This is a genomic window from Streptomyces sp. NPDC046909 (assembly GCF_040644695.1).
GTDB lineage: Bacteria > Actinomycetota > Actinomycetes > Streptomycetales > Streptomycetaceae > Streptomyces.
Genome location: NZ_JBEYXC010000004.1, coordinates 98,431 through 120,867 on the forward strand (window position 1 = coordinate 98,431; position 22,437 = coordinate 120,867).

A 22,437-nucleotide genomic window follows, 5' to 3' on the forward strand; every position below is an offset into this window, starting at 1 on the left:
AGCCCGGAACGGCCGTTCACTCCCCGTTGGGATTGGACGACGGTCGCTACGGGGCAAGGAGTGGATGTACGGCTAGCACGGAGGTGGCGGCGGCGTATGACGAGCATGTCGAGGGCGAGGGTGGCCCGGCGGATCGCGGCCGGTGCCGCGTACGGGGGCGGCGGGATCGGGCTGGTCGGCGCGGCGGCCGTCGGGCTGCTGCTGGCGGAGGTGCGGCTGGCCAGGCGGCAGGTGGGCAACGGCAACGGTCATTCGCCGCGTGTGCCCAACGCGCAGGGCCTGTACGGCCTCTCCTACTCCACTCCCGGTGAGCCTCCGCTGCGGTTGACCATGCTGGGTGATTCCACGGCGGCGGGCCAGGGCGTGCGCCGCTCGGCGCAGACTCCGGGGGCGCTGCTGGCGTCGGGGCTCGCGGCGGTGGCGGAGCGCCCGGTGGATCTGCGCAATGTGGCGCAGCCGGGGGCGTGCTCCGACGATCTGGACCGTCAGGTGGCGCTGGTGCTGGCGGACCCCGGACGGCTGCCCGACGTCTGCGTGATCATGATCGGCGCGAACGACGTCACCCATCGGATGCCGGCGACCCGGTCGGTGCGTCATCTCGCGGCGGCGGTGCGGCGGCTGCGGACGGCGGGTGCGGAGGTGGTGGTCGGTACCTGTCCGGACCTCGGGACGGTCGAGCAGGTCCAGCAGCCGTTGCGGTGGCTGGCCCGGCGGGCCTCGCGGCAGCTGGCGGCCGCCCAGACCATCGGCACGGTGGAGCAGGGCGGCCGTACGGTGTCGCTGGGGGACCTGCTGGGTCCGGAGTTCGCGGCGAATCCGCGCGAGCTGTTCGGGCCGGACAACTACCACCCCTCGGCGGAGGGGTACGCGACCGCGGCGATGGCGGTCCTGCCGACGGTCTGCGCGGCCCTGGGCCTGTGGCCGGCGGAGGAGGAGCGTCCGGACGTCTCCCGCCGCGAGGGTTTCCTGCCGGTGGCGCGCGCGGCCGTGGAGGCGGTGGCGGAGCCGGGTACGGAGGTGACGGCGGCGATGCCGACCGGTCCGAAGGGGCCGTGGGCCCTCCTGAAGAGGCGGAAGCGCCGCCGTGTATCGGCGACGGAACCGGAGCGGGCCCCGGTGCAGCCGTGATCCACCCGAGGTAAGGAAAGCAAGCGCTTAGACAATTGCGGTCAGGGTCACACCCCCATACCCGTGACCTCGCCCATACGTACGGGTAACTTCCCAACCAGCCCTGCCTCGAAGAACCCAGCAAGACCCCGTAAGCACCCCGTACGCCAATGGAGCCGTCATGCCCGAAGCAGTGATCGTCTCGACCGCCCGCTCCCCCATCGGCCGCGCCTTCAAGGGCTCGCTCAAGGATCTGCGCCCGGACGACCTCACCGCCACGATCATCCAGGCGGCCCTGGCGAAGATCCCCGAGCTGGACCCGCGGGACATCGAGGACCTGCACCTCGGCTGCGGTCTGCCCGGCGGCGAGCAGGGCAACAACCTGGGCCGGATCGTCGCCGTGCAGATGGGGATGGACCACCTCCCCGGCTGCACCGTCACCCGTTACTGTTCCTCCTCGCTCCAGACCTCCCGCATGGCCCTGCACGCCATCAAGGCCGGCGAGGGCGACGTCTTCATCTCGGCCGGTGTCGAGATGGTCTCCCGCTTCACCAAGGGCAACTCCGACAGCCTGCCGGACACGCACAACCCGCTCTTCGCGGAGGCCGAGGCCCGTACCGCCGAGGTCGCCACGCAGGAGGGCACCACCTGGCACGACCCGCGCGAGGACGGCCTGGTGCCGGACGCCTACATCGCGATGGGCCAGACCGCGGAGAACCTGGCCCGCCTCAAGGGCGTCACCCGCCAGGACATGGACGAGTTCGGCGTCCGCTCGCAGAACCTCGCCGAGGAAGCCATCAAGAACGGGTTCTGGGAGCGCGAGATCACCCCGGTGACCCTCCCGGACGGAACGGTCGTCTCCAAGGACGACGGCCCGCGCGCCGGCGTCACCCTGGAGGCCGTCGGCGGTCTGAAGCCGGTCTTCCGCCCCGACGGACTCGTCACCGCCGGCAACTGCTGCCCGCTCAACGACGGCGCCGCCGCGGTCGTGATCATGTCCGACACCAAGGCCCGCGAGCTCGGCCTGACCCCGCTCGCCCGCATCGTGTCGACCGGCGTCTCGGGCCTGTCCCCCGAGATCATGGGCCTCGGCCCGGTGGAGGCCTCGCAGCAGGCGCTGCGCCGCGCCGGTCTGACCATCGACGACATCGACCTGGTCGAGATCAACGAGGCGTTCGCCGCGCAGGTGATCCCCTCCTACCGCGACCTGGGCATCGACATCGACAAGCTGAACGTCAACGGCGGCGCCATCGCCGTGGGCCACCCCTTCGGCATGACCGGCGCCCGTATCACCGGCACGCTCATCAACTCCCTCCAGTTCCACGACAAGCAGTTCGGTCTGGAGACGATGTGCGTCGGCGGCGGCCAGGGCATGGCGATGGTCATCGAGCGCCTCAGCTGACCAACTGCCCGTAGCGGTACGGGCACCCCGCGTGAGCCTCGGGCCCAGAACCCTTGAACCACCAGGGTTCTGGGCCGTTTTGTGATCCAATCTCCCCCAGGATGTGACCTATCTCCCTCCGCGAAGGGATTTACGCAGGTCAGCACCGTTCTCACACTAAACCTCGGGCCCAAAGTCCTGCCCGTTTCGTGACGTTACGCACTGACAGCGGGATAGTCCGCCCTTCAAGCTGATGTAGGAAGTCGGGGGTCGACTTTGAACCGGGAGTACGTCAGTGAGCGCCATGCCGATCGCCTTGCTGGTCACCACGGCCGCCACGGGCGCCGTGGGCGTCGCCGTCCTGCGCACCCTTTTGAAGCTGCGCCGGCAGGTGGCGGCCCTGCACACCCAGCTCGCCGAGAGCACCGCGGCAGCCGCCGCGCGGGGTCTCGTGCCGGCCGCCCGCCACTCCGCCGACGCCGCTGAGATACGCGCCGCCGTCGCCGAGGCGCTGGCCGAGGAGCGGGAGCGGGAGCTCGCCGAGGCGCGCGCGTTCTGGGCCGCCCAGGAGGCGCGTGACGCCTCCGACGTACCGACGCTGCTCGGCCTGCCCGACAGTGAGCTGTTCCTGCCCCGTCAGGCCGATTTCGTGGGCCTGGAGCCGCTGGAGCCGGTCACCGAGCCGCCGGTCGACGCCGACGAGTTCGCCGGGGACTCCCCCGAACTGGCCGCCGCCCGCCGCCGTCACCCCTCCCACCCGGACTTCGTGCCGGTCCAGTCGCCCGTGGTGAACGACCATGAGCGCACGGTGGCGACGCTGGAGGAACTGGCCGCGGAGCGCGTGGAGCTGTCCGACGTCCGTCCGGGCCCGCTGGGCACCCTCGACGTCTATGTCTTCGCCGACGGCACCACCCTGTGCATGACGCCGGGCCACAAGGAGACGGCGGAGCGCCTCGCGGCGGCCCTCACGGCCGGCGAGACGCCGATACTGCTCGGCGGTTCGGGAGTGTCGGGGGCGTACACCCTGACGTTCGCGTGCGGCGAGGAGAACGTCTACATCCTGGCGGACCGGGTCATAGCGTCCCTGTAGTCCAGACGCGCGAGCCTGTAGTTCGGACGTGCGTCCCCGTACGTCAGACGCCGGCCCTCTTCTGGGCCTCCTCGACCAACCGCACAGCTTCGTCCACCTGGCCCTCGTCCGTGAGTACGAGGGCCAAGTCGTGCACGGCCACGGTGATTTGGTCGGCGGCGGCGAACATCCCGGCGTCCGGCATCTCCCGAGCCTCGCTCAAGGGATCTTCGAGAATCTGCGCCCGCCGGGCCAACTCCCTGGCCAGGCCCAGTGCCTCGGTGGCGGCACCCCGTTGCAGGCGGCTCTGCGGCGCCGCACGGAGACGATCGGCAAAGTGATCCACGGCTTGGGTCAAACGCGCTGTATCGGCCACGCGGCAACCGTACGCGCCCCACCGGGACTGTTGCCAACACGCAAACGGTCAGGCACGGTGACCTGAAGGACCGGCTTACATCCCATGCGTCCGGAGGCGCCGATGTCCCAAGTCTTCTCCGAGGAGACCCACCGCAATCTGCTCGCCCGCATCCCCCACTGCACCGGTCGTGAAGTGTCCGACTGGCTCCGCACCGTCGAAGAAGGCCCGGCCCTCTTCCGCTTCGAGGAAAAGGTCAGCTGGCTCCGCCACGAACACAACCTCGCGTACGGCCACGCGAAAGCTCTCATCCACGAGTACGACCTGAGGAGGGCCGCGCGCAAATTCCTCTAGGCGCGCACAGGGAAGCACCCCGAGACGACGACAGGACGACGAAGGGCCCCGGGTCGGAACCCGGGGCCCTTTCACGCACGCTGGGCGCGCTAGTCGTTGTTGAGGATCGAGATGAGTCGCAGGAACTCCATGTAGATCCAGACCAGCGTCAGCGTCAGACCGAACGCCGCCAGCCAGGCCTCTTCCTTCGGGGCGCCGTAGGCGATGCCGTCCTCGACCTGCTTGAAGTCGAGAGCCAGGAAGCAGGCGCCGAGCAGGACGCCGACGATGCCGAACACGATGCCGAGGCCGCCGCTGCGGAAGCCGAGGCCGTCACCGCCGCCGAAGACGGCGAACAGCATGTTCACCATCATCAGCAGGACGAAGCCGAGCGCGGCCGCCATCACGAAGCCGTAGAAGCGGCGGTTGACGCGGATCCAGCCCGCCTTGTACGCCACGAGCACCGCGGCGAACACGGCGAGCGTGCCGATCACGGCCTGCATGGCCGCGCCGCTGGCGATGCGGTTGTCGACGATGTTGGACACGACGCCGAGGAAGACACCCTCGAACGCGGCGTACGTCACGATCAGCGCCGGCGAGGCCTTGCGCTTGAAGGACTGGACGAGCGCCAGGACCATGCCGATCAGGGCGGCGCCGATCCCGATGCCGTAGGACCGGTTGATGTTGGCGTCGTCGACCGGCAGGGCCGCCCAGGCGACCGCCGCGGTGACGATCAGGACGCCCAGGGTCGTGCCGGTGCGCAGGACGACGTCGTCGATCGTCATGCGGCCGGTGGTGACCGGGGCCTGCGGCGGCGCGCCGTGCTGAAGGTCCTGCTGCGCGTACGGGTTCTGCGCGTACGGGTTGCCGCCCTGCGGCTGGGCATACGGGTTGCCCTGCGTGCCCACGGCTGCGCCCCCGGCCTGCGGCTGGGCGTTGAAGCCCGCGTAGCCGTTGTCGCGGCTGAACCCCCGTCGCGAGAAGACCGGGTTGCTGCTCCTCATTTCACTCCTCCATGGCCACTGTGTGTGGGCCTTGGCTCAAGAGTAATAGGTAGGCAAAGGATTGACCCTAGTGCTTGGGGAGGATCTTTCCCTTGTCATGTTCGCCAACACGCTACGCGGCCGGCCGATTCCCCGGCCACGGAGGGCGGGGAATCATGACCAACCTGGTACATCGGCCGTGCCAGACCACTAAAACGCGAAGCCTGTGTAGCCCTCGGCAAGATCGGTCTCGGCGGCCGCGGAGGAGGCGATCCGCTCCAGTCGCGCCACCTGGAGCCGGTCCTCGAAGGGGGTGGCATCGGGGGCCCGGTGCAGCAGCGTCGTCATGTCGTACGAGAACCGCTCGGCCTGCCAGACGCGGCGCAGACAGGTCTCGGAGTAGGCGTCGAGGAGCTCGGCGGAGCCCGTCTCCTTCTGATGCGTCAGCGCCCTCGCGAAGGTCACGACGTCCCCGACGGCGAGGTTCAGCCCCTTCGCGCCGGTCGGCGGCACGATGTGGGCGGCGTCACCGGCGAGGAAGAGCCGTCCGTGCCGCATGGGCTCGTGGACGTACGACCGCATGGGCGTGACGGACTTCTGGGTGATCGGGCCCCTTTCGAGCCGCCAGTCGTCGTCGGTCTCGAAGCGCCGCTCCAGCTCGTCCCAGATCTCCTCGTCGCCCCAGCTCCCGGCGTCCGTGCCCTCGGGCACCTGGATATAGAGCCGGGAGACGGACGGCGACCGCATGGACAGCAGGGCGAAGCCGCGGTCGTGGCGGGCGTAGACGAGCTCGTCGTGGGAGGGCGGTACGTCGGCGAGGATGCCGAGCCAGCCGAAGGGGTACGTCCGCTCGAAGACGCGGGTGAGTTCCGCGGGGACGGCTTTGCGGGCGACGCCCCAGAACCCGTCGCACCCGACGACGTAATCGCACTCCAGGACGTCCTCACGCCCCTCGTGCCGGAACCGGACGCGCGGGCTGTCGCTGTCGGCGCCCTCGACCGCCAGTGCCTCCGCCTCGAAGAGCAGCGGCCCGCCCTCCTTGAGCTGGAGGGCGATGAGGTCCTTGCACACCTCGGTCTGCGCGTACACCATCACGGACCGGCCGCCGGTGAGGGCGGGGAAGTCGACGCGGTGGCGCCGCCGCTCGTAGCGCAGCTCGATCCCGTCGTGCGGCAGCCCCTCCCGGTCCATCCGCTCCCCGGCCCCGGCCGCCCGCAGCACGTCCACGGTCCCCTGCTCCAGGATCCCGGCCCGCTGCCGCTGCTCGACGTAGGCCCGGTCACGGCTTTCGAGGACGACCGAGTCGATGCCGGCGTTGTGGAGAAGCCGGGCGAGGAGGAGGCCGGCGGGGCCGGCTCCGATGATGCCGACGGTGGTGCGCATCGGTCGTTCCCTTCGGGTGGGCGTCATTGCCGTTGTTCGTTGCCGTTGCTCGTTGGCGTTGTTCGTTGCCATTGTTCGTATAGTGAAGTTTCTTTCACCAAAATCCCCCTCTGAGTTTCCGACCGCACCCCCTCGCTGTCAACGGTCGCGCGACGAAGGCCCTCACGACTCTGTCTCCGCGCGCACACCGCGTGCTGCAATCAACACATGGAGCGAGCGGAGGAGTTGCTGCGCTGCCACGACCCGTCGGGCGCGCTGGAGCGGTTCGACGCGCTGGTGGCCCAGGACCCGGACGACCCCACCGCCCACGGCGGCCGGATCCGCGCGCTGTGGGCACTGCGGCGTGCGGAGGAGGCCCGGGCCGCTCTCGCCGACGCCATCGCGACGCACACGCGCGTGCTGCCGGTCCTCCTCGCGGAGGGCACACTGGCGCTCGGCCGCTGGGAGACCCCGGTCTACGTCGGTGTCTACTCCCGCACGCAGGACTTCCAGGACGCCGCCGCGACCGCCGCCTTCACCGCGGCCCTCGACCTCGATCCCGCCCACCCGGTGGCCCTGCGCGGTCTGTGCACCGCCCACCGGTTGGCAGGCCGCCCGGCCGAGGCGCGGGCCGTCCTGGACACCGCGGTGTCCGACAGCTCGTCCAGCTCGTCCAGCTCGTCTTTGTACGACTCCAGCCCGGGTCTGCTGGTGGAGCGCGCCCTGCTGGCCTATGACGACTGGGATGTGGCGACCGCGCTGGACGTGCTGGACAGCGCTCTGCGCGCCTGGCCCGACGACCTGGAGGCCATGGTCCTCAAGGCGCATCTGCTGCGGCAGGCCGACCGGCGGGCAGAGGTCTGGGCACTGACCGACAGCCTGGATCGGCACGCGGGGGCGGTCTGTCCGGCACTGGAGATCGAGAAGGGCTGGCTGGCGTTCGACGAGTGGCGCGTCCTGGCTCTCGAACAGGTACCGGACCCCGACGACCACTCGGTGCCGGAACTTCTCGAAGCAGCCCGGAACTGCTTCCAGCAGGCACTGGAGGCACTGCCCGGTCTCCCGGTGGCTCTCGACGGGCTGCTCAGCCTCGCCGCCTACGGCGGTCTGCCGGATCCGGAGCTTCCGGACGACGCACTCACATCGCCGCGGGTGCTGGACTCACGGGGCGACACGCGACTTCATCGTGGCGAGCCGGCGGAGGCGCTGGCCGACTATCGCACGGCGCTCTCCCTTGCCCCCGGTCATCCGATGTACCTGGCCGACGAGGCAGGCTGTCTGCGGGTGCTGGGGCGACGGCGAGAGGCTCGCAGCGTGGCCACGGCAGGCCGCACGCGACATCCGAACTACCCCTGGTTGCGGCTCCATCTCGCCGCAATCGAGATGGACGAAGGCCACTACGAACTGGCGGCCCAGCTCTACGCCGAAGACGGTCCCTACGACACGTTCGGCCTGCCGACGGCACTGCGGCGGCTGGAGTGCGCGGACACGGCCGAGGAACTGGCGCGCGACCGGCTTCGGCTCCAGCCGCGCAACATCTATCTGCTCTCCGAGTACGCGGAGTGCGCCTACGACCAGGGCCACCTCGAAGAGGCACTCTCGCGCTACCGGGATCTGCTGGAGGTCGCCCCGGAGAACGCCGAGTTCGTCGCTCGCAAGAAGCAGCTGGAGCGCCTGGCCAAGCGACGCTTCGGATGGCTGCGGCCCCCGCTCCCCGGACAGCAGGAAGACGCCGAGGGGCATGCCGAGCGGGCGGCGCTGATCGCCGACCTCCTCCCCGCCGACACTCCGTTGATCCTCGCGGCCCGGCTGCGCGCCCTGGGCCGCCGCCAAGCTGCCATCACGAACTGGGAAGGGCGGTTCAGCGACGCGATCGCGTTGTCGGGTGTCGCCCTGCTCTTTCTGCTCCTCGCCATGTCGTGGATGCTGCTCGGCCCCCTGGGCAGCCCGCCCACCGTGCTGACGTCCTTGCTGCTCGTCGTCGCCGAGTGGGTGGTGCTCGTCGGCGGTGCGGTGCTCGTCGTGAGAGACAAAGGGGTCGAGCCCCAGCTGGTCCTGCTCTGGGTCGTGATCGGCGCAGGTGGTCTCGGCGCGGTGCTGTGGGACGGACACGGAAACCCTGCCGCCGCCGCACTGATCCCGGCGCTGGCCGTATGTTCCACGGCCGTGGCCTTCTGCCTGATGGTCGGGATCGAAACCCTCACTCACATACCCGCGAACATCGCCAGATCCCGACTCCGCTCCCGAGACCGCCACACCTACCTCGTCCACGACCTGATCGACCTGCTCGCGCTCCTGGAGTACGAGCCCTCCCTGCGCGAGGCGACCGTCCGGCGTCAGGCCCTCGACCTGCTGGAGCAGATCGCGCGCGGTCAGGAGCGGGTGCTCGTCGAGCCGCTGGGCCCGCAGGGCCGCCGGTCCACCATCGAGGAGTCCACCGGGCGGGCCTTCCGGCACCACGTCGCCGGGATCGCCGCGGCCACCCGGGACCTCAAGCGCTCGGTGCTCAGCCCCGGTCCCGAGACCTGGCGCGAACTGCGCGGCGTGGTGGCCGCGTTGCTCCAGGACACCGTGCACGCCCGCTGGGAGCAGCTCCCGCACCGTCGCCCCGACCCCGCGGGGCAGGTGCTGCGTCTGCGGATCCTCGGTGCGGTGCGCAACCTCCTCGTCCTGCTCATCCCGCCCACGCTGGTCCTCGTCCTTGAGCACACCGGTGTTCTGCCCGCCGGCATCCCCACCGGGTTCCAGATCGCCGCGTACATAGGGTGGCCGGTGATCGTCGTGCTGCTGTGGCTGGACCCGACCCTGGCGAAGAAGATCGAACTGCTCAAGGCGTCGACGGACACGCTGCGCAGCAGTTTCACGAAGTGAAGGAAATCCGGCGGGCCGCTTTCGAGAGATACCGACGGTGGCCCGCGCCCTGCGTCGCAGGGGCGGGAGGTGCCCGGAACCGGACTTGAACCGGTACGCCCGCGAGGGGCAGCGAGGTTTAAGCTCGCCGTGTCTGCATTCCACCATCCGGGCAGGCCATGGGCTCCGCGTCGAGGTTCCGAGCCTATCGGGAGGCATCCCCCGAACAGCGGACGGGCGGACCGATGTTGTCTTATTTTATTGACGTCTGAGGGTGCATCAGCCCGCGGTACGGGCCATCCGCACTTGCCAATAGCCTTACGCGCGACAGCCGCCCGCGCATGCGGAATGACGGAATTTCACCGCTTGAACGAGGGGGCTCCACCTGTTCTCGACGCGGCTTCGAGTCAGGGGCCGCCGTCATCCCCAGGTATGACACGACCGGGCGCGGTCAGACCGGAGTCGCCCCCCGGAACCGGAACAGCGGCTGACTACACGGCGGCGGACCGCCGGGACGATGGATTCACATCCCACGAACCATCCCGCAGACCTTCCCGCGGGCCCATCGTCGTCCCGTCGCCGTACCGTCAGGAGCGCCCACCCGTGACCACCACCCCCATCGCCGACCGGACCACCGCCGTGGCCGCTCGTGCCACGGATCTGTCGAAGATCTACGGACAGGGCGAGACCCAGGTGGTCGCCCTCGACCGGGTCTCCGTCGACTTCCGGCAGGCCGAGTTCACCGCGATCATGGGCCCGTCCGGCTCCGGAAAGTCCACGTTGATGCACTGTGTGGCCGGTCTGGACACGTTCTCGTCCGGGTCCGTGCGCATCGGGGACACCGAGCTGGGCGCCCTCAAGGACAAGCAGCTCACCAAGCTCCGCCGGGACAAGATCGGTTTCATCTTCCAGGCCTTCAACCTGCTGCCGACCCTGACGGCGATCGAGAACATCACGCTGCCCATGGACATCGCGGGCCGCAAGCCGGACAAGCAGTGGCTGGACGCCGTCATTCAGATGGTCGGCCTCAAGGACCGTCTCTCGCACCGGCCTTCGCAGCTCTCCGGCGGCCAGCAGCAGCGCGTCGCCGTCGCCCGGGCCCTAGCCTCCAAGCCCGACATCATCTTCGGCGACGAGCCCACCGGAAACCTCGACTCCCGCTCCGGCGCCGAGGTGCTGGGCTTTCTCCGCAACTCCGTAAGGGAGTTGGGGCAGACGGTCGTGATGGTGACCCATGACCCCGTGGCCGCCGCCTACGCCGACCGGGTCGTCTTCCTCGCGGACGGGCGGGTCGTGGACGAGATGTACCGGCCCACTGCGGAAACCGTCCTGGACTTCATGAAGCAGTTCGACGCGAAGGGCCGTACCTCCTGATGTTCCGCACCGCCCTGCGCAACGTCCTCGCGCACAAGGCCCGTCTCCTCATGACCGTGCTCGCCGTGATGCTCGGCGTGGCCTTCGTGTCGGGGACGCTGGTCTTCACCAACACCCTCTCCAACGCCCTCCAGAACAGCACCGCCAAGGGCTACGACCAGGTTGACGTGGCCGTGCGGCCCAACTACCAGGAGAGCAAGGGCGACAAGGTCGGCAAGAACCCCGAACTCACCCAGGCGCTCCTCGACCAGAGCGCGAAGGTGGACGGGGCCGCGTCGGCCGTCGGGGTCGTGGGCGGCTTCACCGCCCTCGCCGACAAGGACGGCAAGCTCATCGGCGGCGGCTTCCAGTCGCAGGGCGGGAACTACTGGGGTGACAAGGACCCCCGGTACCCGATCGAGGACGGTGTCGCGCCGCACGGCGAGAACCAGGTCGCCATCGACTCCGAGACCGCGAAGCGCGCCGGGTACAAGGTCGGCGACACCATCCGCATCTCCGTCGACGGGCCCGTCCTCACCCCCACCGTCACCGGCGTCTTCACCACCGACGACGGCAATGTCGCGGCCGGCGGCAGCCTCGCGCTGTTCGACACGGCCACCGCGCAGACGCTGTTCGGCAAGCCGGGCACGTACGACGAGATCGATGTGAAGGCCGCGGCCGGTACGTCGCAGACCGCGCTGAAGGCCGCCCTGGACAAGGCCCTCCCGATGAACCTCGTCGAGACGACCACGGGGCAGCGACTCGCCGACGATCAGGCCGAGGTCATCGCCTCGTCGATGTCCGGGCTGAAGCAGGGGCTGCTGGTCTTCGCGGGCATCGCGCTCTTCGTCGGTACGTTCATCATCGCCAACACCTTCACGATGCTGGTCGCCCAGCGCACCAAGGAACTCGCGCTGCTGCGGGCGGTCGGCGCCTCGCGGCGGCAGGTCACGCGGTCGGTGCTGGTCGAGGCGTTCGTGGTCGGTACGGTCGCCGGGGTGGCCGGTCTGGTCGCGGGCATCGGCATCGGTGCCGGGCTGCGCTCGCTGATGGGCGTCCTGGGGGCGACCGTCCCGGACGGGCCGCTGATCATCTCCGGTGGCACGGTCGCCACCGCCCTCGCGGTCGGCATCCTCATCACCATGCTGGCCGCCTGGCTGCCGGGCCGCCGGGCCGCGAAGATCCCGCCGGTCGCCGCGATGAGCAGCGTCCACGCGCAGGCGACGACCAAGTCGCTGGTGCTGCGCAACACGCTGGGCGCGCTGTTCGCCGGGGCGGGTGTCGCCGTGGTCCTCGCGGCCACCTCGATGGAGGGCTCCGACGGACAGGCCCCGATGGGCATCGGCGCGGTGCTGCTGATCATCGGCGTGTTCATCCTGACCCCGCTGCTGTCCCGCCCGCTGATCGCGGCCGCGGCGCCGGTCCTGCGCATCTTCGGTACGGCGGGCAAGCTGGCCCGTCAGAACTCGGTCCGCAATCCCCGTCGTACGGCCGCGACCGCCTCCGCGCTGATGATCGGCCTGACCCTCATCACCGGCATGACGGTGATGGCGGGCAGCCTCCAGAAGTCGATCGACAAGATGGCGTCCTCGTCGATCCGCGCCGACTACGTGGTGTCGATGGCGAACGGGAACGAGCTCTCGCCGGACGTGGCAAAGGAGTTGACCCGGGTCGACGACGTCACCGACGTCAGCCCGATGCGCAACTCCCCCTCCCGCGTCGACGGCACGACGGAGTACCTCACCGGCGTCAACGGAACCTCCTTCGGCAAGCTGACCGACCTCAAGGTCGACAGCGGCACGTTCGAGGTGGGCGGCACGCAGGTCGTCGTGGACTCCGACCGCGCCAAGGAGCAGGGCTGGAAGGCCGGTTCGCGCTTCACGGTCGCCTACGAGGACGGCAAGAAGCAGCGGTTGACGGTCGCCGGGATCTACGAAGGCAACGAGTTCTTCAGCGGCATCCTCCTCGACAACGCCACCCTCACCCCCCATCTGACGGACACCGCCGACATGATGGTCATGGTGAAGACGGCCGACGGGGCGTCGAGCGCGACCAAGGACAAGCTGGAGAAGGCCCTCGGCTCCAACCCGGCCATCCAGGTCCAGAGCAAGCAGGACCTCTCCGACGACATCGCCCAGATGTTCACGCTGATCCTCAACATGGTCTACGGGCTGCTCGCCATGGCGGTCATCGTCGCCGTCCTCGGTGTCATCAACACCCTGGCCATGTCGGTCTTCGAGCGCTCCCAGGAGATCGGCATGCTCCGCGCGATCGGCCTCGACCGCAAGGGCATCAAGCGCATGGTCCGACTGGAGTCCCTGGTGATCTCCCTGTTCGGCGGCGTCCTCGGCATCGGCCTCGGCGTCTTCTTCGGCTGGGCCGCCGGCGAACTGCTGGGCACCCGCATGGCGACGTACGAACTCGTCCTGCCCTGGGGCCGGATGGGCCTCTTCCTCCTCGGCGCGGCAGCGGTCGGCGTCCTCGCGGCCCTGTGGCCGGCACGGCGCGCGGCGAAGCTGAACATGCTGACGGCCATCAAGTCGGAATAGGCGTACGACGATCAGGGCCCGCCACGTTCAAGTGGCGGGCCCCTTCTGTCTGTTCACAGCAAAGGCGGCGGTCAGTTCCAGGTGCGGGCCCGCAGCGGCATTCCGGAGGCGCCCGACTCCGGCGTACGGACGGCGAGGACCTGGTTGACGCCGATGCGGTTGCGTTCGAAGGCTAGGGCGCACGCGGCCATGTAGAGGCGCCAGACGCGGGCGCGCCCGGGTCCCGCGAGCTTCATGGCGTGCGCCCAGTCGGCCTCCAGGCCCGCCACCCAGCGGCGCAGGGTGAGGGCGTAGTGCTCGCGGATCGACTCGACGTCGCGCACCTCGAACCCGGCGCGCTCCAGTTGGGTGACGGTGGTGCCGAGGGGGGCGAGTTCGCCGTCGGGGAAGACGTAGGCGTCGATGAACCCGTCGAGGCGGTAGGCGGATTCGTCGTGCTGGGGGCGGCGGGCGATCTGGTGGTTGAGGAGCCGTCCGCCGGGTGCGAGAAGGGCGTACAGGTCGCGGGTGTACTCCAAGTACCGTTCCGCGCCGACGTGTTCGGCCATGCCGATGGAGGAGATCGCGTCGAACGGACCGTCGGTGACGTCCCGGTAGTCCTGGACGCGGATCTCGATCCGGTCGGTGAGCCCCTCCTCGGCGACGCGCTTACGGGCGTACGCGGCCTGTTCCTGGGAGAGGGTGATGCCGACGACCTGCGCGCCGTGCTCGCGGGCGGCGTGGATCGCCAGCGAGCCCCAGCCGCAGCCGACGTCGAGGAGGCGCTGACCGGGGGTCAGGGCGAGCTTGCGGCAGACGAGGTCGAGCTTGTCGCGCTGGGCGTCCTCCAGGGTGGCGTCCGGGGACTCCCAGTAGGCGCACGAGTAGACCATCGACGGGCCGAGGACGATCTCGTAGAAGTCGTTGCCGACGTCGTAGTGGTGGCTGACGGCACGCTTGTCGCTGCGTCGGGTGTGGAGCCGGCCGCGGCGCCGGCGGACCTCCTCGGGGGGCGGGGCGGGCGGCAGCGGGAGCCTGCCCAGCTTCAGGAGACCGCGTACGGCGGCCCGTACGTCGGGGTCGCGCAGTGCCGCGACCGTACTCCTGGGGTCCTCGCCGCGCTCCCAGACGAGGCCGGAGATGAGGTCGAGGGCGGTGTAGAAGTCGCCGTCGATGTCGAGGTCGCCCGCGACCCACGCGCGGGCCAGGCCGAGCTCGCCGGGCTTGAACAGCAGCCGGCGGACGGCTCGGCGGTTGCGGACGACCAGCGCGGGCGCGTCCGGCGGGCCCGCCTGTGAGCCGTCCCAGGCACGGATCCGGACCGGGAGCGGGGCTCCCAGCAGTTGTTCCAAGAGGGTCTTCAGCCGCAGCGCGGCATCAGCCATGGCGCACACCTCCGTGACGAGGATCCCGGAATTGTCCACCTGCGTAAACAACGACGGGCCGGGACGCCATCCCCGGGAACGGAACGCCGAAGGGCCTCCCGCACCACGGATGGCGGGAGGCCCTTCGGTTCGTTCAGCGACCGGTACCGGTCAGGAGGCCTTGGCCTCGGTCTTCTCCGGCTTGGCGGCGACCGGCGCGGGCGCGGGCTTGGCGGCCTCGTAGAACTCCTCGCGGGGAGTCTCCAGGGCGCCGAGCGCGACGACCTCGCGCTTGAGGAACATGCCGAGGGTCCAGTCGGCGAAGACGCGGATCTTGCGGTTCCAGGTCGGCATGGCCAGACCGTGGTAGCCGCGGTGCATGTACCAGGCGAGACGGCCCTTGAGCTTGATCTTCATCTTGCCCATGACGATCATCGCGACGCCCTTGTGGAGGCCGAGGCCCGCCACCGCGCCCTTGTTGGAGTGCGCGTACTCCTTCTGCGGGAAGCCCCGCATGCCGGAGACCACGTTGTCGCCGAGGACCTTGGCCTGGCGCAGCGCGTGCTGGGCGTTCGGCGGGCACCAGGCGTTCTCGACACCGGCCTTGCGGGCGGCCATGTCCGGGACCTGGGCGTTGTCGCCCGCGGCCCAGATGTAGTCGGTGCCCTGGACCTGGAGGGTCGCGGCGGTGTCCACGTGACCGCGGGGGCCCAGCGGGAGGCCGTAGCGGGACAGGACCGGGTTCGGCTTGACGCCGGCGGTCCACACGATGGTGTTGGAGTCGACCTCGAGGCCGTTCTTCAGCACGACGTGCCCGTCGACGCAGGAGTCCATCGAGGTGGAGAGGTAGATCTCCACGCCGCGGCTCTCCAGGTGCTCCTTGCCGTAGGCGCCCAGCTTGGGGCCGACCTCGGGGAGGATCTTGTCGGCGGCGTCGACGAGGATGAAGCGCATGTCCTCGCGGGACACGTTCTTGTAGTACTTGGCCGCGTCGCGCGCCAGGTCCTCGACCTCACCGATGGTCTCCGCGCCGGCGAAGCCGCCGCCGATGAAGACGAAGGTGAGCGCCTTGCGGCGGATCTCCTCGTCGGTGGTGGAGTCGGCCTTGTCGAGCTGCTCAAGCACGTGGTTGCGCAGGCCGATGGCCTCCTCGATGCCCTTCATGCCGATGCCCTGCTCGGCGAGGCCGGGGATCGGGAAGGTGCGGGAGACCGCGCCGAGCGCGATCACCAGGTAGTCGAAGGGCAGCTCGTACGCCTCGCCGACCAGCGGGGCGATCGTGGCGACCTTGCGGTCCTGGTCGATGGTGGTGACCCGGCCGGTGAGAACCTCCGCCTTGGGCAGCACGCGTCGCAGCGGGACGACGACATGGCGCGGGGAGATGTTGCCGGCGGCGGTTTCGGGGAGGAAGGGCTGGTAGGTCATGTACGACCGGGGGTCGACGACCGTGACGGTCGCCTCTCCGTAGCGCATCTTCTTGAGGATGCGCCGAGCTGCGTACAGGCCTACGTACCCACCGCCTACTACGAGGATCCTGGGACGCTCCGTGGTGCTCATGCCATCGAGTATCCACCCGCCTCAGGGGGGTCGCTCGTGCGCCCCTTCACAAGCTCTTGGAAGGGGTGTGTTATCCTCCGCGACCCACGTGACCCAGGTCATGGCGCGAACCGGGAACCACCGTATAGGGCGACCCGTTGTCAATGCCGCGTGAGCTGCCTCTCTGGCCTCCCGAGGGTGCCGTGAGCCCCTCGAAATCCTTGCTCGCGAAGACATCCGCAACGCCCCGCTCACACCCCTTCTGAACACGTTCAAGGGGCTGTTGGCCCCTCGGAAGGGTCAGCCGGACCCTTTTCCTGGTTCCACGGAGCGGAATTCCTTGTGAAGAACTTCACGAACTTTCTCGACGGCACACGACAGAGGGGCCCCGAAGGGCCCCTCAGACGCGCTCAAACGTTGTTCTGCCTGCTCAGCAGAGGGCCACGGACGGCCGCGGACCGCTTAAGCGATCGACCAGGCGATGCCGTCGAGGATGTCGTGCTCGCTCACGACGACCTCCTCGGCCCCGATCCGCTCCATGATCGACAGCAGTACGAGGGCCCCCGCCGCGATGACGTCCACGCGCCCCTCGTGCATCGACGGGACGGCCGCGCGCTCGGCGTGGGTGGAGTGCAGCAGCCACTCGGTGATCTCGCGGACCTTGTCGTAGGAGACGCGGGAGTGGTGGATGCGCTCGGAGTCGTACTCGGGCAGCTCCTGCGCGATCGACGACACGGTGGTGACGGACCCGGCGAGCCCCACCAGCGTGCGCGCCTCGCGCAGCGGGACCGTCTCCTCGGCGAGGTCGAGGGCGGCCTCGATGTCCGCGCGCATCGCGGCGGTCTGCGCCTCGGTGGGCGGGTCGGTGACGGCGCCGTCCTGGACGAGGTGCCGCTCGGTCATCCGTACGCACCCGACGTCGACGGAACGCGCGGCCCGTACATGGTCGTCGCCGACCACGAACTCGGTCGAGCCGCCGCCGATGTCCACGACCAGGTAGGGCTTGGAGAGGTGGTCGCTGCCCTTGAGCTCCTTGGTGGCCCCGGTGAAGGAGAACTCCGCCTCCTGGTCACCGCTGATGACCTCGGGCTCGACGCCGAGGATGTCCAGCACCCCGCGCACGAACTCGTCCCGGTTCTCGGCGTCCCGGGAGGCCGAGGTGGCGACGAACCGCAGCCGCTCCGCCCCGTACTCCTTGACGACCGCCGCGTACTCACGGCAGGCGGCGAAGGTCCGCTCCAGCGCCTCGGGGGCGAGCCGCCCGGTGCGGTCGACGCCCTGTCCGAGCCGCACGATCGTCATACGGCGGTCCAGCTCGGCCAGTTCGCCGGTCGCCGGGTCGCAGTCGGCGACGAGGAGCCGGATGGAATTCGTACCGCAGTCGACGGCGGCGACCCGGGTCATTGATCGTCCTCCTTCTCGGCGGTCGCGCACCCGGAGGTCACGCACGGGCCCTTCGCCCACCACTCCGGGAGCATCGCGATCGCCTCGTCGCCCAGCGGGTTCACGCCCGGCCCGGCGGCCAGGGAGTGCCCCACCAGGACATGCAGGCACTTCACCCGGTCCGGCATGCCGCCCGCGCTCGGGAAGCCCTCCAGGACCTCGATGGCGTCACGGCGCGCGATGTAGTCCTCGTGTGCGGCCCGGTACGCGGCGGCGAGCTCCGGGTCGGTCTGAAGGCGTTCCGTCATCTCCTTCATGACGCCGTTCGCCTCCAGCGTGCCGATCGCCGAGGCGGCGCGCGGGCACGTCAGGTAGTACGTCGTCGGGAAGGGCGTGCCGTCGGGGAGCCGGGGGGCCGTCTCCACCACGTCCGGCTGACCGCACGGGCAGCGGTGCGCGATCGCGCGCAGCCCGCGCGGCGGGCGGCCGAGCTGCTGCTTGAAGGCCTCGACGTCCGCGTCGGTGGGCTCGGTGCGCGGAGTGGCGGGCGGGGGCGTTTCCATGCCGTACGAAGGTCTCTCTGCTGTTTGAACTGGTGGAAAGGTCGGTTCACTGGTCGGAGGCGTCGGACTTGTCGACCCCGTCCCAGACGTTCGCGTACCACGGCCGGTCGGCGGCCCCCAGCTCGGCGCGCGACTGCTGGGCCGCGCCCGGGTCGACGACGATGAACCCCGTCTCCCCCGGCATCACATAGTGGAGCCGCTGCCGGATCTGCTGCTCGGCGTACGCGTCGTCCTGCCAGCGCGCCTTGAGGTCCCGCAGCTGCTCTACCCGCTGCCGGGCCTGCTCCTGCTGCCGCTCCAGATCAGCGATCTCGGCGCGCTGGGAGACGTACTGCCTTATCGGGTAGGCGAGCGCGACCACCAGCGAGCACAGGACGAGCGCGAGCAGCGCCGCCCGGCCGGTGAGCCGGGAGCGGCGGGCCTGCCGCTTGGTCTGCGAACGGTAGACCCGGGCCGCGGTCTGCTCGCCGAGCAGCTTGATCCTGGTCGCGGTGGAGAAACGGTCCCGGTCCTTGACGGCCATCTCTCACTCCGTTCACCTACGCGCGTACGTCCCCGCACACGGTACGGGACCGGGTACGGGGACGTACGTACGACTGGCTAAGCCTTAGCCCGGTGAGGGTCAGCCCTTGAACCGCGGGAAGGCCGAGCGACCGGCGTAGACGGCGGCGTCGTCGAGGATCTCCTCGATGCGCAGCAGCTGGTTGTACTTGGCGACGCGGTCCGAGCGGGCCGGGGCGCCGGTCTTGATCTGGCCGCAGTTCACCGCGACCGCGAGGTCGGCGATGGTGACGTCCTCGGTCTCGCCGGAGCGGTGGGACATCATGCACTTGAAGCCGTTGCGCTGGGCCATCTCGACGGCGTCCAGGGTCTCGGTCAGCGAGCCGATCTGGTTCACCTTGACGAGCAGGGCGTTGGCGGAGCCCTCCTCGATGCCGCGGGCCAGACGCTCCGGGTTGGTGACGAAGAGGTCGTCGCCGACGATCTGGACCTTGTCGCCCAGCTTGTCGGTGATGACCTTCCAGCCGGCCCAGTCGTCCTCGAACAGCGGGTCCTCGATGGAGACGAGCGGGTACGCGGAGACGAGCTCCTCGTAGTACTCCGTCATCTCGGCGGCCGAGCGGGACTTGCCCTCGAACTCGTACTTGCCGTCCTTGTAGAACTCGGACGCGGCGACGTCGAGCGCGAGCGCGATCTGCTCACCGGGGATGTAGCCGGCCTGCTTGATGGCCTCGACGATGAGATCGAGGGCGGCGCGGTTGGACTCCAGGTTCGGGGCGAAGCCGCCCTCGTCGCCGAGGCCGGTGGACAGGCCCTTGGTCTTCAGCACCTTCTTGAGGGTGTGGTAGACCTCGGCGCCCCAGCGCAGCGCCTCGGAGAAGGACTCCGCGCCGATCGGGGCGATCATGAACTCCTGGATGTCCACGTTGGAGTCGGCGTGCGAGCCGCCGTTCAGGATGTTCATCATCGGAACGGGCAGCAGGTGCGCGTTCGGGCCGCCCAGGTAGCGGAAGAGCGGCAGGTCGCTGGCCTCGGAGGCGGCGTGCGCGACGGCGAGGGAGACGCCGAGGATGGCGTTGGCGCCGAGGGAGCCCTTGTTGTCGGTGGCGTCCAGGTCGAACATCGCCTGGTCGATCAGGCGCTGCTCGGTGGCGTCGTAGCCGACCAGCTCCGGGCCGATCTGCTCGATGACGGCGAGGACGGCCTTCTCGACACCCTTGCCCTGGTAGCGGTTCGGGTCACCGTCGCGGAGCTCGATGGCCTCGAAGGCACCGGTGGAGGCGCCGGACGGAACGGCGGCACGACCCGTGCTGCCGTCGTCGAGGCCGACCTCGACCTCGACCGTGGGGTTGCCTCGGGAGTCCAGGATTTCCCGGGCTACGACGACGTCGATGGACGGCACGAGCATCTCCTTCTTGGATGTGACGCGGCTACGGCACTACCGCAGCGGCTCTGCGAGACGAGCCTAACCGGCTCCGGGCGATCGGCCACCGCGTGGACCGCCCCGTGGACAGAACCGATCGTAAATTGTTTCTGAACGGAACAAAGACGCTTCCGGAAACCCGGCACAAAAAAGCCCCGCCCCGGTGCGTACGGGGGAACACGCACCGGAGCGGGGAGCCCGTGGGGACGGGGGGACCCTCACGAGGCCTTCAGTATGAGGACCACGGATGTGAGGGCGCTGTGGTTCAGCTGGGTCTTGCCGGTGCCTCTTACTTGAGGTGCAGCTGCTGACCCGGGTAGATGAAGTCGGCGTCGCTGACGATGTCCTTGTTCAGCTTGAACAGCTTCTGCCAGCCGCCCTTGACGTCGTGCTCCTCGGCGATGGAGCTGAGGGTGTCACCCTTGACGACCTTGTACTCGCCGTCGCCCTTCTTGACCTTCTTACCGGTCGGGGTGGTGACGGTCTTCTTCGCGGTCGTGCGCTCGGAGGAGCGGGACGTCGACTGCTCGGAGGAGCGGGTGCTGGTGCCGCTGTCGCTCGACGAGCTGGAGGAACCGCTGGAGGAGCTGCTGCTGCCGGTGTAGGTGGCGCCGGACAGGCCCACACCGCAGGTCGGCCAGGCACCCTTGCCCTGGGAGGCGAGGACCTTCTCGGCGATCTCGATCTGCTGCGCCTTGGTGGCCTGGTTCGCGGTGGAGGCGTACGCCGTGCCGCCGTACGCGGCCCAGGTCGAGGCGGAGAACTGCAGACCGCCGTAGTAACCGTTGCCGGTGTTGATGGACCAGTTGCCGCCCGACTCGCACTGGGCGACGGCGTCCCACTCGGAGGCGGTGGCGGCGGAGGCGTTGCCGGCCGCCATCAGCGGGGCGGCTATCGCGACACCGGTGACGCCGGCGAGCGCGGCGGCGCGGGTGGCCTTGGACGGACGGCGGTGCTTGCCCTTGCCGGAAAACAGCATGGTGGATCCCCTCACCGACGCCTGCGAGGTGAGCTGTCGGGTTCGGGCCGGTTGAGTTGCCCGGCCGCGCGTCGGGGCCTCTCGGCCCACTGCGCGGCTTCACCCCGAGCCGGACCAGCGTGAACTGCTGGGCCCGGCACTTACCTTGGGTCCCCCGCTCCTGCCTACGGCGCTTGACGCGACGACTGTTCCCGTACGGCCGCTGGCAGGATTCGGCGTTGCGGCAGCCGGGGCTCGTGGTGACGAGCGGTGTTGACCGTAGACACGGAACCCGGGGGATTTCAAAGACGATCAGGGCTTCTGAGACTCATCCCACACTTTCGCCAAACCGGACATTTACTGCGAAGTGCGGCGCGAACTCCCGTGCTTTTTCGCCCTATTCGGTACCGAGTACGAGGGTCTGACCGGGCATGATGTCGCTCGGGTCGGCGCCGATGACCTGCTTGTTCTCGGCGTAGAGCCGACGCCATCCGCCGTCGACGTCAAGGGAGTCGGCGATGGAGGCGAGGGTGTCACCGGAGCGGACGGTGTACGAGCTCTCGTCGGCACTCGCGCCGCGGTGCTTGCCGGTGCCGGTGCCGGCGCCGGTGCGGGCGTCGGCGTCGGCGCCGCTGTCGGTCGCGAGGGCGCCGGTGTCAACGAGGGCCGAAGAGCCGCCCTCTTGCCATGAGTTGTCCGATTCGTCAGCATCCGTCTCTGCTGTGGGTGAGCCGTCGGACGGCTGTGAGTTCTCGGCGCCGGGGTCGGAGGTGTCCGACTTGGCGGAGTTGTCCGCTTCGGTGGATGCGGAAGGCGAAGGGGTCGCGTCGGTGGAGGACGCGTCGGACGACCCGGAGGACGAGCCCGAGGACGAGGACGAGTCAGGCGATCCAGATGAACCGGAGGAACTGGACGAGTTGGATGATCCGGATGAACTGGACCCTTCGGACGCCGAGGGGCTGTCGCTCGCGACGCCGGTGTCGACCTCGTCCGAGGCCGAGTCCCGGCTCAGCCCGTTGAGCAGCCCGCAGGTGCCCCAGACGCCGACGCCCTGATCCGCGAGGACCTTCTCGGCGACGGCTATCTGCTGGTTGCGGCTGGCGAGGTCGGGGCTCGTGGCGTAGTCGAGGCCGCCGTACTTCTCCCAGTTCGCCTGGGAGAGCTTGAGCCCGCCGTAGTAGCCGTCGCCGTTGTTCGCACTCCAGGAGCCGTCGGTCTCGCACTTGGCGACCTGGTCCCAGGTGTTTCCGTCCGCCGCGCTCGCGCCGCCGGCACCCAGCAGCGGGATCGCGACGGCGGAGCCGGTCACTCCGGCCGCGACGAGAAGTGCCGGAGCCTGGCGGGGGCGACGGTGACGACCGTTCCCGGTGAGCATGCGGGGGCCTTTC

The 22,437-nt window shown here is 69.6% G+C and carries 18 protein-coding genes, 1 tRNA gene and 1 riboswitch; of the genes, 7 read left to right on the plus strand and 12 right to left on the minus strand.

Features of this window, described 5'->3' with window-relative positions; genetic code table 11:
* Positions 1-96: 96 nt before the first annotated feature.
* The 3 genes from ABZ928_RS13545 to ABZ928_RS13555 all read left to right on the plus strand — a co-directional run bounded on the left by ABZ928_RS13545 (position 97) and on the right by ABZ928_RS13555 (position 3,578).
* Positions 97-1,128, plus strand: a complete 1,032-nt coding sequence (locus ABZ928_RS13545; RefSeq protein ID WP_361517819.1) for an SGNH/GDSL hydrolase family protein — start codon at positions 97-99, stop codon at positions 1,126-1,128.
* Positions 1,129-1,288: 160 nt separating this feature from the next.
* Positions 1,289-2,509 carry an acetyl-CoA C-acetyltransferase gene (locus tag ABZ928_RS13550; RefSeq protein WP_361517820.1) on the plus strand — a complete coding sequence of 407 codons (1,221 nt, stop codon included), beginning with the start codon at positions 1,289-1,291 and terminating at the stop codon, positions 2,507-2,509.
* Positions 2,510-2,783: 274 nt separating this feature from the next.
* Positions 2,784-3,578: a hypothetical protein gene (locus ABZ928_RS13555; RefSeq protein WP_361517821.1), complete on the plus strand. Its 795-nt coding sequence runs from the start codon at positions 2,784-2,786 to the stop codon at positions 3,576-3,578.
* 43 nt (positions 3,579-3,621) lie between these two features.
* On the opposite strand, the gene ABZ928_RS13560 is transcribed toward ABZ928_RS13555, so the two are convergent.
* Complete coding sequence (locus tag ABZ928_RS13560) at positions 3,622-3,933, minus strand: hypothetical protein (RefSeq protein ID WP_361517822.1); 312 nt, start codon at positions 3,931-3,933, stop codon at positions 3,622-3,624.
* Between the two features lie 102 nt (positions 3,934-4,035).
* On the opposite strand from ABZ928_RS13560, the gene ABZ928_RS13565 reads away from it, so the two are divergent.
* Positions 4,036-4,266 carry a DUF4287 domain-containing protein gene (locus ABZ928_RS13565; protein ID WP_289920328.1) on the plus strand — a complete coding sequence of 77 codons (231 nt, stop codon included), beginning with the start codon at positions 4,036-4,038 and terminating at the stop codon, positions 4,264-4,266.
* 89 nt (positions 4,267-4,355) lie between these two features.
* Here ABZ928_RS13565 and ABZ928_RS13570 read toward each other — a convergent pair whose 3' ends face one another.
* The gene (locus ABZ928_RS13570; RefSeq protein WP_361517824.1) at positions 4,356-5,249 is read right to left on the minus strand and encodes a Bax inhibitor-1/YccA family protein; all 894 of its coding nucleotides are present in this window, start codon (positions 5,247-5,249) and stop codon (positions 4,356-4,358) included.
* Positions 5,250-5,438: 189 nt separating this feature from the next.
* A complete protein-coding gene (locus ABZ928_RS13575; RefSeq protein WP_361517825.1) occupies positions 5,439-6,611 on the minus strand; it encodes a 4-hydroxybenzoate 3-monooxygenase in 1,173 nt (390 codons plus the stop codon).
* Between the two features lie 207 nt (positions 6,612-6,818).
* On the opposite strand from ABZ928_RS13575, the gene ABZ928_RS13580 reads away from it, so the two are divergent.
* Complete coding sequence (locus ABZ928_RS13580) at positions 6,819-9,461, plus strand: tetratricopeptide repeat protein (RefSeq protein ID WP_361517827.1); 2,643 nt, start codon at positions 6,819-6,821, stop codon at positions 9,459-9,461.
* Positions 9,462-9,531: 70 nt separating this feature from the next.
* On the opposite strand, the gene ABZ928_RS13585 is transcribed toward ABZ928_RS13580, so the two are convergent.
* Positions 9,532-9,614: transfer RNA gene (locus tag ABZ928_RS13585), tRNA-Leu, on the minus strand.
* 429 nt (positions 9,615-10,043) lie between these two features.
* On the opposite strand from ABZ928_RS13585, the gene ABZ928_RS13590 reads away from it, so the two are divergent.
* Entirely contained in the window at positions 10,044-10,814 is a 771-nt protein-coding gene (locus tag ABZ928_RS13590; RefSeq protein ID WP_361517829.1) for an ABC transporter ATP-binding protein, read from the plus strand.
* Positions 10,814-13,342 (plus strand): FtsX-like permease family protein, encoded by a 2,529-nt coding sequence (locus ABZ928_RS13595; protein WP_361517831.1) that lies wholly within the window; start codon positions 10,814-10,816, stop codon positions 13,340-13,342. Before ABZ928_RS13590 ends, ABZ928_RS13595 begins: the two co-directional genes overlap by 1 nt.
* Positions 13,343-13,413: 71 nt before the next feature.
* On the opposite strand, the gene ABZ928_RS13600 is transcribed toward ABZ928_RS13595, so the two are convergent.
* From ABZ928_RS13600 to ABZ928_RS13635, 8 genes are all read right to left on the minus strand, one after another.
* Positions 13,414-14,706 (minus strand): class I SAM-dependent methyltransferase, encoded by a 1,293-nt coding sequence (locus tag ABZ928_RS13600; protein ID WP_361517832.1) that lies wholly within the window; start codon positions 14,704-14,706, stop codon positions 13,414-13,416.
* Positions 14,707-14,856: 150 nt separating this feature from the next.
* Complete coding sequence (locus ABZ928_RS13605; RefSeq protein WP_361517834.1) at positions 14,857-16,242, minus strand: NAD(P)/FAD-dependent oxidoreductase; 1,386 nt, start codon at positions 16,240-16,242, stop codon at positions 14,857-14,859.
* A 441-nt stretch (positions 16,243-16,683) separates the two neighbouring features.
* Positions 16,684-17,625, minus strand: coding sequence for a Ppx/GppA phosphatase family protein (locus tag ABZ928_RS13610; protein ID WP_361517836.1), 942 nt, complete (start codon positions 17,623-17,625; stop codon positions 16,684-16,686).
* Positions 17,622-18,167, minus strand: a complete 546-nt coding sequence (locus ABZ928_RS13615) for a DUF501 domain-containing protein (RefSeq protein ID WP_361517838.1) — start codon at positions 18,165-18,167, stop codon at positions 17,622-17,624. The genes ABZ928_RS13610 and ABZ928_RS13615 overlap by 4 nt, the downstream gene beginning before the upstream one ends.
* Positions 18,168-18,213: 46 nt before the next feature.
* Positions 18,214-18,690: a septum formation initiator family protein gene (locus tag ABZ928_RS13620; protein ID WP_361517840.1), complete on the minus strand. Its 477-nt coding sequence runs from the start codon at positions 18,688-18,690 to the stop codon at positions 18,214-18,216.
* A gap of 99 nt (positions 18,691-18,789) precedes the next feature.
* Positions 18,790-20,076, minus strand: a complete 1,287-nt coding sequence (gene eno, locus ABZ928_RS13625) for a phosphopyruvate hydratase (RefSeq protein ID WP_361517841.1) — start codon at positions 20,074-20,076, stop codon at positions 18,790-18,792.
* Positions 20,077-20,380: 304 nt separating this feature from the next.
* Positions 20,381-21,070 carry a transglycosylase family protein gene (locus tag ABZ928_RS13630; protein ID WP_361517843.1) on the minus strand — a complete coding sequence of 230 codons (690 nt, stop codon included), beginning with the start codon at positions 21,068-21,070 and terminating at the stop codon, positions 20,381-20,383.
* Between the two features lie 3 nt (positions 21,071-21,073).
* A riboswitch (cyclic di-AMP (ydaO/yuaA leader) is annotated at positions 21,074-21,252 on the minus strand.
* A 194-nt stretch (positions 21,253-21,446) separates the two neighbouring features.
* Positions 21,447-22,424, minus strand: a complete 978-nt coding sequence (locus ABZ928_RS13635; RefSeq protein WP_361517845.1) for a transglycosylase family protein — start codon at positions 22,422-22,424, stop codon at positions 21,447-21,449.
* Between the last annotated feature and the right edge of the window lie 13 nt (positions 22,425-22,437).

Bases quoted from the DNA above. Each gene is read 5' to 3' on its own strand.
- ABZ928_RS13545 (WP_361517819.1), top strand. From the start codon at position 97: ATGACGAGCATGTCGAGGGCGAGGGTGGCCCGGCGGATCGCGGCCGGT.
- ABZ928_RS13550 (WP_361517820.1), top strand. From the start codon at position 1,289: ATGCCCGAAGCAGTGATCGTCTCGACCGCCCGCTCCCCCATCGGCCGC.
- ABZ928_RS13565 (WP_289920328.1), top strand. From the start codon at position 4,036: ATGTCCCAAGTCTTCTCCGAGGAGACCCACCGCAATCTGCTCGCCCGC.
- ABZ928_RS13570 (WP_361517824.1), bottom strand. From the start codon at position 5,249: ATGAGGAGCAGCAACCCGGTCTTCTCGCGACGGGGGTTCAGCCGCGAC.
- ABZ928_RS13575 (WP_361517825.1), bottom strand. From the start codon at position 6,611: ATGCGCACCACCGTCGGCATCATCGGAGCCGGCCCCGCCGGCCTCCTC.
- ABZ928_RS13580 (WP_361517827.1), top strand. From the start codon at position 6,819: ATGGAGCGAGCGGAGGAGTTGCTGCGCTGCCACGACCCGTCGGGCGCG.
- ABZ928_RS13595 (WP_361517831.1), top strand. From the start codon at position 10,814: ATGTTCCGCACCGCCCTGCGCAACGTCCTCGCGCACAAGGCCCGTCTC.
- ABZ928_RS13600 (WP_361517832.1), bottom strand. From the start codon at position 14,706: ATGGCTGATGCCGCGCTGCGGCTGAAGACCCTCTTGGAACAACTGCTG.
- ABZ928_RS13605 (WP_361517834.1), bottom strand. From the start codon at position 16,242: ATGAGCACCACGGAGCGTCCCAGGATCCTCGTAGTAGGCGGTGGGTAC.
- ABZ928_RS13610 (WP_361517836.1), bottom strand. From the start codon at position 17,625: ATGACCCGGGTCGCCGCCGTCGACTGCGGTACGAATTCCATCCGGCTC.
- ABZ928_RS13615 (WP_361517838.1), bottom strand. From the start codon at position 18,167: ATGGAAACGCCCCCGCCCGCCACTCCGCGCACCGAGCCCACCGACGCG.
- ABZ928_RS13620 (WP_361517840.1), bottom strand. From the start codon at position 18,690: ATGGCCGTCAAGGACCGGGACCGTTTCTCCACCGCGACCAGGATCAAG.
- eno (WP_361517841.1), bottom strand. From the start codon at position 20,076: ATGCTCGTGCCGTCCATCGACGTCGTCGTAGCCCGGGAAATCCTGGAC.
- ABZ928_RS13630 (WP_361517843.1), bottom strand. From the start codon at position 21,070: ATGCTGTTTTCCGGCAAGGGCAAGCACCGCCGTCCGTCCAAGGCCACC.
- ABZ928_RS13635 (WP_361517845.1), bottom strand. From the start codon at position 22,424: ATGCTCACCGGGAACGGTCGTCACCGTCGCCCCCGCCAGGCTCCGGCA.